The sequence below is a fragment of the Streptococcus ovuberis genome (assembly GCF_012396585.1).
In the GTDB taxonomy this organism is placed as follows: Bacteria; Bacillota; Bacilli; order Lactobacillales; family Streptococcaceae; genus Streptococcus; species Streptococcus ovuberis.
In genome coordinates this window covers 14,986-30,333 of sequence record NZ_JAAXPR010000007.1, presented here as the reverse complement: position 1 = coordinate 30,333, position 15,348 = coordinate 14,986, and the positions used below count along the sequence as shown (strand labels likewise).

16 protein-coding genes are annotated in these 15,348 nt (G+C 44.3%); 5 read left to right on the top strand and 11 right to left on the bottom strand.

Going from position 1 to position 15,348, the window contains the following annotated elements:
- From HF992_RS05280 to metG, 5 genes are all read right to left on the bottom strand, one after another.
- Positions 1-756 (bottom strand): ABC transporter ATP-binding protein, encoded by a 756-nt coding sequence (locus tag HF992_RS05280; protein WP_168549014.1) that lies wholly within the window; start codon positions 754-756, stop codon positions 1-3.
- A gap of 124 nt (positions 757-880) precedes the next feature.
- Positions 881-1,852 carry a sensor histidine kinase gene (locus tag HF992_RS05275; RefSeq protein ID WP_168549013.1) on the bottom strand — a complete coding sequence of 324 codons (972 nt, stop codon included), beginning with the start codon at positions 1,850-1,852 and terminating at the stop codon, positions 881-883.
- On the bottom strand, positions 1,852-2,547 hold the full coding sequence (locus HF992_RS05270) for a response regulator transcription factor (RefSeq protein WP_168549012.1): 696 nt from the start codon (positions 2,545-2,547) through the stop codon (positions 1,852-1,854). The genes HF992_RS05275 and HF992_RS05270 overlap by 1 nt, the downstream gene beginning before the upstream one ends.
- A 198-nt stretch (positions 2,548-2,745) precedes the next feature.
- Complete coding sequence (locus HF992_RS05265; protein ID WP_168549011.1) at positions 2,746-3,318, bottom strand: GDSL-type esterase/lipase family protein; 573 nt, start codon at positions 3,316-3,318, stop codon at positions 2,746-2,748.
- Positions 3,319-3,323: 5 nt separating this feature from the next.
- Positions 3,324-5,318 (bottom strand): methionine--tRNA ligase, encoded by a 1,995-nt coding sequence (metG, locus tag HF992_RS05260; protein ID WP_168549010.1) that lies wholly within the window; start codon positions 5,316-5,318, stop codon positions 3,324-3,326.
- 472 nt (positions 5,319-5,790) lie between these two features.
- Between metG and HF992_RS05255 the strand changes: the two genes are divergently transcribed.
- The 3 genes from HF992_RS05255 to HF992_RS12365 are packed head-to-tail and all read left to right on the top strand — an operon-like array spanning position 5,791 to position 6,727.
- Complete coding sequence (locus tag HF992_RS05255; RefSeq protein ID WP_168549009.1) at positions 5,791-6,042, top strand: transposase; 252 nt, start codon at positions 5,791-5,793, stop codon at positions 6,040-6,042.
- A complete protein-coding gene (locus tag HF992_RS05250; RefSeq protein ID WP_168549008.1) occupies positions 6,012-6,548 on the top strand; it encodes a transposase in 537 nt (178 codons plus the stop codon). Before HF992_RS05255 ends, HF992_RS05250 begins: the two co-directional genes overlap by 31 nt.
- A gap of 29 nt (positions 6,549-6,577) precedes the next feature.
- Positions 6,578-6,727, top strand: a complete 150-nt coding sequence (locus HF992_RS12365; RefSeq protein WP_168549007.1) for a TetR-like C-terminal domain-containing protein — start codon at positions 6,578-6,580, stop codon at positions 6,725-6,727.
- Between the two features lie 243 nt (positions 6,728-6,970).
- Here the strand turns inward: HF992_RS12365 and HF992_RS05240 are convergent, their stop codons facing one another.
- From HF992_RS05240 to dhaK, 6 genes are all read right to left on the bottom strand, one after another.
- Positions 6,971-7,684: an MIP/aquaporin family protein gene (locus HF992_RS05240; protein ID WP_246201242.1), complete on the bottom strand. Its 714-nt coding sequence runs from the start codon at positions 7,682-7,684 to the stop codon at positions 6,971-6,973.
- Positions 7,685-7,705: 21 nt separating this feature from the next.
- Complete coding sequence (gene glpO, locus HF992_RS05235; RefSeq protein WP_168549006.1) at positions 7,706-9,526, bottom strand: type 1 glycerol-3-phosphate oxidase; 1,821 nt, start codon at positions 9,524-9,526, stop codon at positions 7,706-7,708.
- A gap of 93 nt (positions 9,527-9,619) precedes the next feature.
- Complete coding sequence (glpK, locus tag HF992_RS05230) at positions 9,620-11,125, bottom strand: glycerol kinase GlpK (protein ID WP_168549005.1); 1,506 nt, start codon at positions 11,123-11,125, stop codon at positions 9,620-9,622.
- A 26-nt stretch (positions 11,126-11,151) separates the two neighbouring features.
- Positions 11,152-11,526 carry a dihydroxyacetone kinase phosphoryl donor subunit DhaM gene (gene dhaM / locus HF992_RS05225; RefSeq protein ID WP_168549004.1) on the bottom strand — a complete coding sequence of 125 codons (375 nt, stop codon included), beginning with the start codon at positions 11,524-11,526 and terminating at the stop codon, positions 11,152-11,154.
- The gene (dhaL, locus tag HF992_RS05220; protein WP_168549063.1) at positions 11,519-12,103 is read right to left on the bottom strand and encodes a dihydroxyacetone kinase subunit DhaL; all 585 of its coding nucleotides are present in this window, start codon (positions 12,101-12,103) and stop codon (positions 11,519-11,521) included. Before dhaL ends, dhaM begins: the two co-directional genes overlap by 8 nt.
- A 4-nt stretch (positions 12,104-12,107) precedes the next feature.
- The gene (gene dhaK / locus HF992_RS05215; protein ID WP_168549003.1) at positions 12,108-13,100 is read right to left on the bottom strand and encodes a dihydroxyacetone kinase subunit DhaK; all 993 of its coding nucleotides are present in this window, start codon (positions 13,098-13,100) and stop codon (positions 12,108-12,110) included.
- Positions 13,101-13,275: 175 nt separating this feature from the next.
- Between dhaK and dhaS the strand changes: the two genes are divergently transcribed.
- A complete protein-coding gene (dhaS, locus tag HF992_RS05210) occupies positions 13,276-13,848 on the top strand; it encodes a dihydroxyacetone kinase transcriptional activator DhaS (RefSeq protein WP_168549002.1) in 573 nt (190 codons plus the stop codon).
- Positions 13,841-14,815 (top strand): DhaKLM operon coactivator DhaQ, encoded by a 975-nt coding sequence (dhaQ, locus tag HF992_RS05205; RefSeq protein WP_168549001.1) that lies wholly within the window; start codon positions 13,841-13,843, stop codon positions 14,813-14,815. Before dhaS ends, dhaQ begins: the two co-directional genes overlap by 8 nt.
- Positions 14,816-15,348 lie beyond the last annotated feature (533 nt).

The window sequence follows — 15,348 nt, the reverse complement described above, 5'->3', positions numbered from 1 at the left end:
CTACTCACCTCCTGCCATAACGGTTAAGGTATCTGAAATCTGCTGGAACATTTGGCGTTCCGTCTTGTCACCACGGAAAATTTGATTGTAGAGTCTACCATCCTTGATAAAGAGGACACGGTTAGCCCGGCTGGCTGCACTGGTTGAATGGGTCACCATAAGGATGGTTTGCCCTGTCTGGTTGATGGTCTCAAAAACATCCAAGAGGGTGGCTGAGGATTTGGAATCTAGAGCTCCAGTCGGCTCATCCGCCAGAAGGATTTCAGGTTTACTAATAATAGCACGCGCTACGGCTACCCGCTGCTTCTGGCCACCAGATAATTCGTAAGGCATTTTGTCCTTAAGGCTAGCAATCCCAAGCATATTGAGAACTTCTAGAAGCCGCTTGGTCATCTCTCCAATCGGCCGACGCGACAAAACCAAGGGCAAAAGAACATTGTCTTTAACAGAGAGCGTATCCAGCAAATTAAAATCTTGAAACACAAATCCCAACTTTTCCCGCCGAAAAGCGGAAGCCTCTTTTGCTTTAATGGACTGGGTGTCCATTCCATTGAGCAAGACTTGTCCTGCAGTTGGTGTATCCAACATGGCTAGGATGTTGAGCAGGGTCGATTTCCCTGAGCCAGATTCCCCCATGATGGCGACGTATTCGCCCTCGTCAACCGTGAAATGAATGTCTTTTAGGGCCTCTACTTGGTTACTGGAAAACCGTGTTTTGTAGATTTTTTGAATATGCTGTACATCTAAAAGTGGCATAAGATTCTCCTTTTCTCATTTGGGGATTTCCCATCGTTCTGATACTAGTCTACCTTATCTTCGGAGTTCTTACCTTAACTTTACCTTTCATTTTGTCCGTCTATTCTTACAATTTTGTAAGGTATCAATCTTGAGCCAGACTTTGTTGTGGAAAATGCAGTTTTACTTGCGTTCCTTGACCAACTTGAGAAGTCAATTCAATCTGGTGTCCTAATTTTTCCATAATGGTTTTAGAGAGATAAAGCCCTAGGCCGGATGACTGTTGGTTCACACGGCCGTTAAATCCTGAAAAACCGCGTTCAAAGACACGCTGCACATCACTGACTTGAATCCCTATACCCGTATCTGCAATGACGAGAGTATCCCCTTTCATATAGATCGAAATGGTGCCGGATCGTGTGTATTTGATAGCATTGGATAAGACCTGCTCAAGCACCACCATGAGCCATTTGCGATCAGTCACGACCCAGTATTCAAAATCAGCAAATTCCAAACGAAGGGAGTTGCGAATGAAAAAGAGTGTAAATTTTTTCAAGACCTCTCGAACCAAGACATGGACATCCTCCTTCTCCAACACCAAGTCCTCATGGAAACTCTCCAACCGCAAGTAGGCCATAGCCATATCTGCGTATTGTCCTAGGCGGAACAATTCCTGCTCTAATTGTTTGACGTTCGGCTCTTTCTTTAATTCTTTCAAGAGAAGGTTGCTTGCTGTCAGAGGAATTTTAATCTGATGTGCCCATAGGGTAAAATAATCCATCGTCTCTTCTTGATTTTTTCTTGTCCGAAGTTGCATCATCTTGAGTTCTTCTTGTTTAGCCTTCAATTGGCTTTGAAGGACCCTTTCACTTGGACTTAAAAAGGCTTCATCCAGTAACCGATTCTCTTGACTGTCTCGAAATTTACGCCATTCCCTCGCTATATCCATGCTAACTACCACGGAAATCATTAGGACAATAAGGCTCAATTGATAGATAAGGAGGTCTTGTACAGCTTCAAAGACCTTTGAAAAGAGGAATAGACAGAAAACTACTGACACAGCACTCCCTATCCATAAGAAACGCGACCGTAAATAAGCGTTTAAAAATCGCTGCATCACTCTCTTTCCTCCAGTTTGGCCAGACAATAGCCCAATCCTTTCTTAGTCACGATCAGATCACCCAAACCAATATCTCTCAATTTCTTGCGCAGCCGGGTCATATTAACCGTTAACGTATTATCATCAATAAAGACATCGCTATGCCAAAGCGCCTGCATCAACTCCTCACGACTGACGACTTCTTGCCCGTGACGCCACAAGACCTGGATCACCTGAAATTCATTTTTCGTCAGGTCAAAAGCCTGTCCTTGGTAGCGAAGCTGAGCGGTTTTTAAGTCCAACACGACCCCTTGGTAATCCAGTAAACTAGCATCACCTTCTCCGGCAAACTCATAAGACCGTCGCAAAATCCCTTGAATTTTAGCCAAGAGCACAGTCATTTCAAAAGGTTTGGTCACATAATCATCCGCCCCCATATTGATAGCCATGACAATGTCCATCGCCTGGTCATGCGAGGATAAAAAGACAATCGGAACTTTTGATAGCTTGCGGATTTCCTGACACCAGTAATAGCCATTGAAGAAAGGTAGGGTCAAATCTAATAGAACTAAATGAGGCTCCGTCTGAGTAAAAACCTGTAAAACTTGGGTGAAATCAGCTATATCTATTACATCAAAGCCCCACTGCTCTAAGTTTTTCTTGACCAAGTTACTGATCGTCGGATCATCTTCTACCAATAAAATTTTATGCATACCATACCTTTCTGTCTTGAGAAAACAGGTCACCTCTAAGGCAACCTGCTGAAAATTGAGAACCTGTATCCACTAGCAGAACGCTTGACTGGAGCAGTTAAGTCTACTCTTTTTTCAAGCCTATTGAATATCCGAAAAAATGGCCTTGAATGAGGAACTATAACCGGTCACTTGAGGAAGACACGAACGTTACAGGGTCTATGTTCGTTCAAGAATCCTTGCTAATATCCCTTCTGCCAAGAGGCCATAAGCTAGGCTACCAAAGTGCACCCCATCATCCAGCTGGCCCTTGAGTAAGTCCGAAACTGGCAATGCCTGCCCATCAAAAAGAGCGACTGTATCTAGCAAGTCGACCCCTTCTTGACAAGCCATCTTTTTGACCACTTCCCCATAGAGAGCGACCAAGCGGTTGGTTCGATAGACTTGTTTTTTCTCGTCAACCGGCGCAGGTGTCATCAGAAGAATCTGCTCCGAAGAGAACTGCTTTTTCAGCTCTTGAACAATCAGGCCCAAGTTGGCCTGGTACTCTCCCAAAAACACTTGCTTGTGCTGAGCTAAATCATTGGCCCCAATAAAAACCACTACTCGATCACAATCTGGCAACTTCCGCTCAACCAAGTGCGCCAACAAATCAAAGGAGTTATCCCCTGGCACCGCCCAGTTCTCGATGCTCAGATCAGTAGCTAGCTGATGGAGAGAATATTCTATATGGGGAATTTGTTTGCCCTCACAACGGGCAAACAAACTATCCCCTAAAAGCAAAAGTTTCATGTTTCCTACCCAATCACACTGCCGTTTGGCACAGATGGGTCAACAGTTAAGAGGGTTAAGTTGCCGTCATGTTCTGCAGAGAGAATCATGCCTTGGCTGACGTATTTTTTCATCATTTTACGAGGTTTGAGATTGGCTACAATCTGGACTTTGAGACCGATCAATGCTTCTGGATTTGGATAAAAGTTGGCAATGCCAGACAAGATTTGACGGTGTTCGGCATCTCCTGCATCCAGTCGGAATTGAAGTAATTTATCAGACCCCTCAACTTTTTGACAGTCGATGACTTCTGCCACACGGATTTCGATCTGGTCAAAATCTTCAAACTTGATTTCAGGCTTGTTAAGGACCAATTCAACCTCTTCTGGCACCCATTCTTTTTCGGTTGCAGGTTTACCAGCAGCCATTTGGTCCTTGATGTAGGCAATTTCTTCATCCATATCGAGACGTGGGAAGATTGGGGTCCCTTTGGCCACCACTGTCACGCCTTCTGGGAACTGACCAAAAGTTAGATTCTCCATCGCTTCAACGTCACCGAGGCCCAATTGGCTAACGATGCCGGTTGCTGTTTCCATCATGAATGGCGCGATTAAATGAGCAACTACGCGCAAGCTTTCCGCTAAATGCGCCATGACAGAGCCAAGGTTGCCTTTTTGGTCTGCATCTTTTGCCAGCACCCAAGGAGCGGTCTCATCAATATATTTGTTGGTGCGGGCAATCAAGCTCCAAACAGCCTCAAGAGCACGTGGGTAGTCGACCAAGTCCATGTACTTGTGGTAGTCTGAGATAACTTGTGTCGCCGTAGCTTCTAAGTCGGCGTCAAAGTCCGTCTGACCAGCAGACAGGCTTGGTACTTTTCCGTCAAAGTACTTGTTGATCATCGCAACTGTCCGATTGAGGAGGTTTCCAAGGTCATTGGCCAACTCATAGTTGATCCGACCAACGTAGTCTTCTGGCGTAAAGGTTCCGTCAGAACCGACCGGAAGGCTACGCATGAGGTAATAGCGAAGCGGGTCTAAACCGTAGCGCTCCACCAGCATTTCTGGGTAAACCACGTTACCTTTTGACTTAGACATCTTGCCATCTTGCATAACGTACCAGCCATGAGCGACCAAGCGCTTTGGCAAGGGCAAGTCAAGTGCCATGAGGAAGATTGGCCAGTAAATACTGTGGAACCGTAAGATATCCTTACCAACCATGTGAATGTCAGCTGGCCAGAATTTGTCCAAACGGTTTTCCAAATCATTTTCTAAACCAAGAGCTGTCATGTAGTTAAAGAGGGCATCCAACCAGACATAGACCACGTGTTTCGGATTATTTGGAACTTTAATGCCCCAGGTAAAGCTGGTCCGTGACACCGCCAAGTCTTCCAGACCTGGCTCGATGAAGTTTTTGATCATCTCGTTCATCCGACTATTTGGGGTGATAAAATCAGGATTTTCCTTGTAAAAGGCCAAGAGGCGATCAGCATATTTGCCCATACGGAAGAAATAAGACTCTTCTGACACCCATTCGACTTCGTGGCCAGACGGAGCGATACCGCCTGTCACTTTACCGTTTTCGTCACGGAAAACTTCTGTTAATTGACTTTCTGTGAAGAACTCCTCGTCTGATACGGAGTACCAGCCAGAATACTCACCCAGGTAGATATCGTCTTGGGCTAAGAGTTTGTCAAAAATCCGTTGAACAGCCTTTTCGTGTTCTGGATTGGTCGTGCGGTAGAAGACATCGTGGGAGATGTCTAGCAGGTCCCAGAGCTTCTCAACGCCTTCTGCCATGCCATCCACATAAGACTGGGGAGCCAGACCAGCCTCAGCTGCCTTGGCTTCAATCTTTTGACCATGCTCGTCAAGACCAGTCAGGTAGTAGACATCGTAGCCCATGAGACGCTTGTAGCGGGCCTGCACATCGCAAGCGATGGTCGTATAGGCCGAACCGATATGGAGCTTCCCAGACGGGTAGTAAATCGGGGTGGTAATGTAAAAATTCTTTTCAGTCATGTTCTTCGTCCTTCTAAGCCCAAATGAGAGGCCGTTTTAGTAACACTCCATTATACCATAAAAATGAATCCTACTCTAGTTAATGTTAATGCTAATCACACCGTACGTATGAAGAAAAAATTCCTAATCAATTTCTGAAAGACAGAAAATTATCCTGAACAGTTAGGGTTCAAGAACAGTGCTTAAAGAAAGCCATTTTTTCAAGCGCTATTGCCAAGAAGATAAGACAAATATGTTTGAGTAAACTCTTTCGAAACATCTAAAAAATTGAGGTTTTAACAGTTTCAAAAGTTTTTCAACAAATGATTTTCTACATGTGACTACCCTGAATACCCAAATCTTTCCTATTGATAAAAAAGAGATATAGCTTTCTTTTGCTTATACCTCTTTTTTTAGAGTTTCAAGAATGTTACATTTTCACGAGTTATCACTGTAAGAACCTGTATTCACAAAAAAATGTTAAACTAAAGATATGGCACGAAAAGCATATGATACCGATTTAACCGATCAAGAATGGGCTCAACTTGAACCCTATTTCTCCAAACACCGCACCTATAAATGGTCTAAACGAGAACTCGTCAATGCAACCTTGTATATCACTAAAACAGGCTGCCAATGGCGCATGCTCCCTCATGATTTCCCTCCTTACCCAACTGTCTGGAGTGTCTTTCGTCTTGCCAAGGAGAGCAGCTTGTGGGACACCATTTTGACGGAACTGGTTTAAAAAAGCGACTGAAAGCTGATAGAGCACCTACTCCAACCTATGCTATCATTGATTCTCAAAGCGTCAAAACAACAGATGTTGCAGAGGAACGTGGGATTGATGGCGGTAAAAAAGTCAAAGGGAGGAAGCGCCACATCGTTGTTGATACAATGGGCAATCTTCTTGATGTGGTGGTTCATGCAGCTAATTTACACGACACAACATCAGGCATTTTAGTGGCTCGTAAAGTGATGGTACAATGTCCGACCATCAAGGCTTTTTCAGCTGATGCTGGTTATCGGAAAAGTTTTGAAGAGATGATGATTGAGGAGTTTGGCTGCCCAGTAGATATTTCTGAAAAAATCAAAGGTAGCTGGCAAATCATTCCCAAACCTTGGGTTGTTGAGCGAACTTTGGCTTGGTTGAACCACTCTCGAAGATTAGCCAAGGATGTTGAAAAATCCGTATCGTCAGAGGTGGCTTTTATAAAACTATCTCATATTAGTTGTCTTTTAAGGGCTCTATAATTTTGTGAATACAGGTTCTCAACTTACAGTTGGAAAAGGCTTACAGAATTCCAGCTAAGTACGCTCTCGAATATTACGTCAATACGATTTTAAGAACTATCTTTACATGGATACGCAACGATTACGAGGAACCCCCTAAAATGTTAGCGGATATCCTCTATCAATCCATCAATATTTGATAAAATCATTTTGCCTAAAGCATTCCAAACCAAAACCGTTAACCGTTCGCTCTGTTATACCTGTAGAGCGAACGGTTAACTGTTTTTATGCCTAGAATCGGATCACTTCAAAAATGTCTGACCTATACTAATTCTAGCAGCAGTGCTGATTTCCATCTGACCTACTCCTGAAAAGTCTCACTATTATCCAGCAAAACAAGAAAACTGTCCATCTAATATAAGATAGACAGCTTTGCGATTCGTTTAGAAAATCAAACCATGGAGAACTGCTGCTAAAACCGCTCCGATGATTGGGCCAAGGACTGGTACCAAAGCATAGCCCCAATCAGAGTCGCCCTTATGTTTGAGCGGTAGGAAGTGATGAACGATACGAGGCCCAAGGTCACGCGCAGGGTTAATAGCATAACCTGTTGTCCCACCAAGGGATAGACCGATAGCTAGAACTAAACCACCTACTAAAAGTGGAGTCAAGCCCGCAGCCAATTCTTGCAGGCCAAAACTAAGGATGGTAAATACCAGAACAAACGTGCCGACAATTTCAGAGATGTAGTTAGACGCCTTGTCATAAAGTGCTGGGCCGGTGGCAAAGGTGCCTAGAACAGCACCAGTGTCTTCGGTCGCATCATAATGTGGCTTGTACATTTGCCAAACGATCAACTGACCGAGGAAGGCTCCTAAGAACTGCGCAATAATATATGGGATAACAGAGCTCCAAGGCGTATTCCCTGCTACTGCCATAGCAATGGTCACCGCAGGGTTAAAATGGGCACCCGGTGTTAATTTTCCGAAAGTAAAGACTGACATCGTTACAGCCATTGCCCAGCCAATCGTGATAACAATCCAACCTGCATTATTGTTTTTGGTCTTATTGAGCACAACGCCCGCTACAACACCATTACCTAGGAGAACAAGCATGGCTGTTCCCAGAAATTCACCAATTAATTCATTCATTAACATCGTTTTTCTCTTTTCTATTTGTTACTTCAAGTGTGCCAAGTCATTATTGGCTAGTGTAGTCTGCAAGTGTTCTTTTTGTGCAGCTGTTTCTTCGGCACTCCAACCATAGTACTTAGCCATTTCGTCCAAGACAGGCTGGATAAGGGCATCGACCTGCTCACGCTTAAAGAGCATGTAGTTGGTCCGACGCAGGAAGAAATCAACTGGGCTGAGCGCCATCTCATACCGCATAGCATAGTGAAGCGAGAGTGTATCTGCTAGGGTCAAACCTTCTGCTTTTTGAAGCTCTTTTGCCAGAGCGAAAACCGTCGGTGCATTAGAGCCATACAAATTGGTCAAGTAAAGCGCTTCTTCATGCGTCAAACCAATGGTCAAACCTTGCTGAGCCAGCGTTTCAATCTCTGCTTCCAAGTTATTGGCGTTGAGTTCACCGCCTGAGACTGGATAAATTTTCGAATTGATCAGCTTGAAGCTGCGACCAAATTCTTCCGACAAGACCTTGATAATCAGCTCCATAGCACCTTGTGCCATTTTGCGATAGTCGGTAATCTTACCACCTGCAAGGGTGATTAAGCCATTGTCATCTCGCTCTAAGCTAGACCCACGAGAAACCGATGATGGATCTAGGGTCTTCTCAGACAGACTCCCTTCCAAGTTTTGAACAGCCAATTCCACATCACCACGGGTCTGCTCATCTGCTAAATAGCCTTTGACAACACCGATTAAGTTTTCAAAGCTCGTATCGCTCATCTTGCCACTATTGCCACCGTTGTAGTCAGAGGCTGAGTTGCCAGATAGAAGCGGCCGCAAACCTGCCCAGCCACTCTCAATGTCCTCAAGGGTCAAGTTGGCTTCTGGGAAACGGTTATTGACAATGCCAAGCAAGTAGTCCACATCTTCTCGGGTCACTTGCAGGTTGGCTAAATCCCCCTTGTAGTCGGTATCTGTCGTGCCGAAGTAGGTCTTGTTTTCACGAGGAAGAACGAAAATCATCCGCCCATCTCCCAGACCAGTATCAAAATAGGTCGGTTGGTTAACTTTGAGACGGCTGTTATCCACCACCAAATGCACCCCTTTAGTCGGACGCATCTGGTGTATATCCGTCCCATTGCTGAGGTTGCGCACCTCATCGCTCCAAGGACCTGTTGTGTTGATGACTAGGCGTGCCTTGATAATCAAAGTCTCATCTGTCAGGAAGTCTCGGGCAGTGATGCCAACAACCTTACCAGCAGCATCATAGAGGAAACCTTCTGCCTTGACATGGTTGGCAATAAAGGCCCCATCTTCATGAGCTTTTTTGATGTTTTCAATGACTAAACGAGCATCATTGTTCCTGAAATCTAAGTAATATCCTCCACCAATCAGGCCTTCTTTTTTCAGACCAGGTGCTTTAGACAGTACTTCTTCCGTAGAAAGCATCTTATTGGCATAAGGTGTATTGGTCACATTGGCTAAGAGATCATAGAGGTCCATGGCCACCTTGAGGCGGAAAAGGCTAAAGGTTGATCCAGCTTCATCATAAACAGGTAGGAGCATGGGGTCTGGTTTTGGAATGTGGGGGGCGATGCGTTGAACAACTGCCCGTTCAGAAACTGTATCTGCCACCACTTCTACGTCAAATTGCTTAAGGTAGCGCAAACCACCGTGAACCAACTTGGTTGAGCGACTTGACGTTCCTTCTGCAAAGTCCTGCATCTCGATGAGCCCTGTTGATAGGCCACTGGCGGCAGCCTGCAAGGCCACCCCAGCACCTGTAATGCCTCCACCAATGACCAATAGGTCCAAGGTAGTATCCTGCAAGGCCCTCAAATGATTTTGTCTTGTGTGTTTGGAAAATACCATCTGTTTTTCCTTTCCTTGATATGTTTCCCTTACGGATAAAAAGGTCTTTGCTTAAAAACCATCCATGAGTAGTCTATCTGATTGATCACTGTACTACTCTGCTTCTGCAAAAACTTGGGTTGCTTTGACTGCTTTTTTCCAACCTTTATACAGTTTTTCCTTGCGCGATTCATTCATACTAGGGGTAAAGCGCTCACCTGTCTCATTAAGGGTCTTGAGTGCTTCTAAATCCTTCCAGTAACCCACTGCCAAACCTGCCAAGAAGGCTGCACCGAGGGCTGTTGTTTCCAAATTCTTGGCACGGGCAATATCAATGCCTAAGATATCAGACTGGAATTGCATGAGGTAACTGTTCATGGCTGCGCCGCCATCGACCTTCAAAACAGGGATATCAATACCAGAATCATCCTTCATGGCGTCAATCACATCACGCACCTGATAAGCAATAGACTGAAGAGTCGCCTTAACAAAGTCTTCCTTGCTGCTGCCACGGGTTAATCCAAACACAGAGCCTCGAGCTTCTGAATCCCAATACGGTGCACCTAGGCCTGTAAAAGCAGGTACCACGTAAATCTCATCATCATTCTTAGACGCACGGGCCAGGCTTTCTGATTCTGGAGAGGCTTGGACCATCTTGAGACCGTCACGGAGCCACTGAATAGCTGAACCAGCCACAAAGACCGAACCTTCTAAAGCATAGTAGACCTTACCGTTGATGCCATAACCAATCGTCGTCAAGAGCTTATTCTTCGAGATTTGTAAGTTTTCACCTGTATTCATCACGATGAAGGAACCTGTCCCGTAGGTATTTTTCACCATACCAGGCTCAAAAGCCAACTGACCAAAGAGGGCCGCTTGCTGGTCACCTGCCATGCCTGAAATCGGCACCTCACCACCATAGAAATGGAAGGATGCTGTATGGCCATAAATTTCAGAATTAGACTTAACCTCTGGTAACATCGCCTTTGGAATATTGAGAATTTCTAAAATGTCATCATCCCACTTCAGCTCTTCAATATTGTAAAGCATGGTTCTGGCAGCATTAGAGTAATCGGTCACATGAGACTTGCCATCAGTTAGCTTCCACACTAACCAAGTATCTATCGTCCCAAAGAGGAGTTCGCCACGTTCTGCACGCTCTTGAGCCCCTTCAACATGGTCTAAAATCCAGCGGACTTTAGTTGCTGAGAAATAAGCATCAATCACAAGACCCGTTTTTTTATGGAAGAGTTCTTCGTAACCGTCTTTTTTCAGCTGGTCAGCTAGATAAGCGGTCTGTCGAGATTGCCAAACGATAGCATTGTAGACCGGCAAACCCGTTTTTTTATCCCAAACCACTGTGGTCTCCCGCTGGTTAGTGATCCCGATTGCCTCAATCTGATTGGGCTTGATACCACTTTCGATGAAAGAGCCTGCAATCACAGATTGGACGGAGTTCCAAATTTCATTGGCATTGTGCTCAACCCAGCCAGCCTGTGGGAAAATCTGAGTAAACTCTTTCTGACTGGAAGCAACTTGCTCTCCTTTTTGGTTGAAGATAATGGCACGCGAACTCGTTGTGCCCTGATCAATAGCCATGATATATTTCTCTTGAGACATAGGTCTTCTCCTTTAGCGCATTGTGCTTATTTATTGATGTTCAATTCGTCTAATTGGGGCAAAATAGCCTCTAAATCAGCTCCTGCCTGCAAGAGTGCTGCGGCAGTGTAAGTTCCTTCAACCACTGGCACTTGCTGAATCAGAATGGTTTTTTCTGAGAAATCCGCCACCATTTCTAAGTTCATGCGGGCACTCCCCAGATCAAAAAAGGCTAAAAGTGTGTCACAAGGGTTATTGTCAACAATTTCTTGCACCTGATCAAAACTGGTGCCAATCTCTCCTTCAGGTGTTCCTCCAACATAGGTCAAGTCAATGTCTTTGGCGACTTCAGCAATCAAATCCGCGATTCCCTGAGCTAGATGTTTAGAATGAGAGACGAGAATAATACCAACCTTACTCATCCAAACCACCTGCTTCAATCAAGGATTGGAAGAGCAAACCTGATGAATAAGTACCTGGGTCAATGTGACCGACAGAACGTTCGCCCACATAAGACGCTCTACCTTTTGTCGCTTGAAGCGCCTTGCTAGCTTCGACAGTCTCATCGATCAATTCTTGTGTTAATTCACCAGACCGGAGGCTATCAATGACCTTGCTCCAAATGTCTACCATGGTCTTTTCACCGATTTCTGCCTTGCCTCGTTTTTGAATCATATCTAGTCCAGCCGCTAAACTATCTACCAGTGATTCACCTGCTTGTTGGCCCTTCATAATCCCCATAAAGGCAGAACCGTAAAGCGGACCTGAGGCACCTCCAACCTTACTGAGCAATTGCATAGAAACCATTTTGAAAACATCTGCTGCGGTTTCCGGTGATTTAGTGGCCAGCTCTTCCATCACAGCAGCCATACCACGAGCCATATTGCCACCGTGGTCACCATCTCCAATCGGCGTATCCAACTCACTCAGGTAGTCTTTATTTTCTTGGATTTTCTCATTGAAGAGCGTTAACCATTTAATACTTGTTTCTGTCTTCATCATCTTAACCCCACGCTGCTGTTGTAACTGGGCTATTAAGGGCTTCTAGCCAAGCGTCATTTTCCAATTTAATCAAGGTCAAAGATAGGCCTGCCATGTCAATTGCAGTCATGTAGTTACCTAATTTTTTATAGATCACTTCAACACCTTTTTCAGATAAAAGAGTTGCGACATCGTGAGCAAAAACATATTGCTCCATCAACGGCGTTGCCCCCAAACCGTTAATCAAGATCCCATAGCGGTCTCCTGCTTTTGCTTCAAAAGAGTCAAGAAGTTTACCAACCAATTCTTCCGCCAAAGTCTTAGAAGAGGCCAATTTTTCCTTACGGTAACCAGGCTCACCGTGAATTCCAACTCCGTACTCAATTTCATCTTCTTCCAAGATAAAACCAGGTTTGCCAACTTCTGGGACTGTGGCACCACTAAGCGCTACACCGATAGTGTGAATATTTTTGACCAATTCTTCGGCTAATTCCTTAATTTCGGCGAGCGTTTTACCAGCTCGTGCAGCATGACCTAAGATTTTATGAACCAAAATCGTTCCTGCCACACCTCGTTTACCTTGGGTGTAGAGGCTATCTTCCACTGCTATATCGTCATCAACAATCACGCTAGCGACGTCAATGCCTTCCATCTCAGCTAATTCTTGAGCCATTTCAAAGTTCATGATGTCCCCAGAATAGTTCTTGATGACCATGAAGACACCTGCTCCTTCATCTGCTGCCTTAATCGCTTCTAGTACTTGATCTGGTGTTGGAGAGGTAAAGACTGCACCACAGACAGCAGCTGATAGCATGCCCTCACCGACAAAACCAGCGTGAGACGGCTCATGTCCTGAACCACCGCCAGAAATCAGGCCGACCTTGCCTGTTTTTTCTGCCTTGCGTGTGATGACTTCAAAGCCTTCTAAGCGTTCCACCAAATCACTGTGAACATAACAAAGACCTTCTAACATTTCATCAACAACTGCTGTTGGCTGGTTGATTATTTTTTTCATGACAAAACTCCTTTTTATATTTTTGGGTTTTTAAAACAGCTAAAAACCGCTCGCTTTGATATAATTAGTATAAAAGAAAGCGCTTCAAATTAAAAGGGACAATTTTGCTAATCTGTCCCTTTGACGTGTCACCATTGCGTGATAAACTGAAATAGATCAAGTTATAGGAGATCAAATGACATCCTCTATCATCACCAAAAAAAGAATCGCCAAAGCCTTCAAGAGCGTCTTGAAAAACAAAGATTTTGAAAAGGTATCTGTGACAGATATCATGGAAGTAGCTCAGATGAGACGCCAGACCTTTTACAGCCATTTTTTAGATAAATACGAACTCTTAGAGTGGATTTTCAGAACCGAGCTGCAAGAGCAAATCATAGATAATCTCAACTATATCTCTGGTATCGGTCTTTTACATGAGATTTTTTACTTTTTTGACCAGAATCGAACCTTTTACAAGGCCCTTTTTGCAGTACAAACACAAAATGATTTCTTGAGTTACTTTCAAGATTATTGCCTCCAGCTCGTCGTCAAGATTGTTGCCGAACACAGTCAAGAGCATTCTATTCATCTGCCACAAGCTGAAAAAAATTTCTTTTTTCACTACCATGCGGCTGCGCTAGCCCAAACCATAAAGTCCAATCTCAATGATGAGACATCAGACTTTTTTCAATTAGCTCAGCACACCGAGGATCTCCTCCTCTCTTTTTTAGACTATCATTCAGACCATAGGAGGGCTATCCATGGATAAACACAAACATTATATTGAAGAACATATTCAGCGCTTCTTAAAAGATTCCCCCCACATTAAACGCTTCGGCCAGTCCCGCTTTCTCTACAATGCCAAACGAGATGAGAAATGTATTCCGCTCCTCGCGGGTGGAGGAAGTGGCCATGAACCTGCCCATTTTGGCTATATTGGGCAGGGCATGTTAGCTGGTGCCATAGCCGGAGATCTTTTTATCCCTCCAACTCCACAAGAAATCATCGCAGCTATCCGATTCCTTGATAAGGGCCAGGGAGTCTTTGTCATTATTAAGAATTTTTTAGCTGATATAAAAGTCTTTCAAAAGGCTATTGAGGTCTGTCGGCAGGAAGGCAGAGATATTCGGTATATCATTTCCCATGATGACATCTCTGTCGAAGAAAGATTTTCCATCAGACATCGCGGGGTAGCTGGTACCCTTTTCCTCCATAAAATTTTAGGGCAAGCGGCTCAAGAAGGCGCCAGTCTAGAGCATTTAGAACAGCTCGCATTAAAGCTTGCCCCTTCCATTGCGACCTTAGGCGTTGCCACAAGAGCACCTCATTGTCTCCTTAGTCAAAAACCGCTTTTTCACTTACAGGAGGGGTTCATTTCCTACGGAGTGGGAATACATGGGGAGGCGGGGTATCGAACTGTTCCCTTCATTTCAAGTGAAAAATTAGCCATCGAACTCATCAACAAGCTCAGACTCTTTTTCCGCTGGAAAGAGGGACAAGGCTTTGCGCTCTTGATTAATAATCTAGGGCAAACTCCTCCAGACGTCATCCAACAATTCCAGGAACAAGTCCTAGATTTGTTGGATATTGAGGGATTAAAGATTGAGTTTGTCCATTCTGGTCGGTTTATGACCAATCTCGACATGGAAGGCATTTCTCTCTCTCTTTGTGATATCAGAGATCATAGATGGATTGAGTGGTTAAGCGCTGAAACAACTGCTCCTGCTTGGCAATAAGCCAGTCTAGAATGCGATTGATCTTTCTGAAAATCCCTTGTAGCATCAATACCATTCTACCTAGTTATTTGAGCGTCCCTTCCTAGATAGTACCTCTATCTCATATTTTTTTCAGTTGCTAATTTTAGGGCGTACGGCTTACTGAAACCCAAACACTAAGTCCTCACTTCTGAGGACTTTTTGGTATAATGAAATAGAATGATTCATCAACTAAGCAACTTTTACTTTAGCCGGCTAAAGTAAAGGCTAATTTCAAATTTACTGTCCCCTGACGTTATGCTGATCACTGGTTATGTGCTTTATTAACGGTTCACTCAGCACCCTAGACTTTGCAAAAGATGCACCTTGCAAAGTTTAGGAAAGTTCTGAACAAGCTGCTTATTTGCCTTTTCTTAAAACAGGTACCAACAGGTCCCTTTACTGGTTAGAAGGGTGGCTTAGCAGACACTAGGTCAAGGCTGTATCCATTGCAATCTCGTCTTAGCAGATTCTCTTTCATTCTCACATTGATCTCTCATTAACATTTAGAAAAG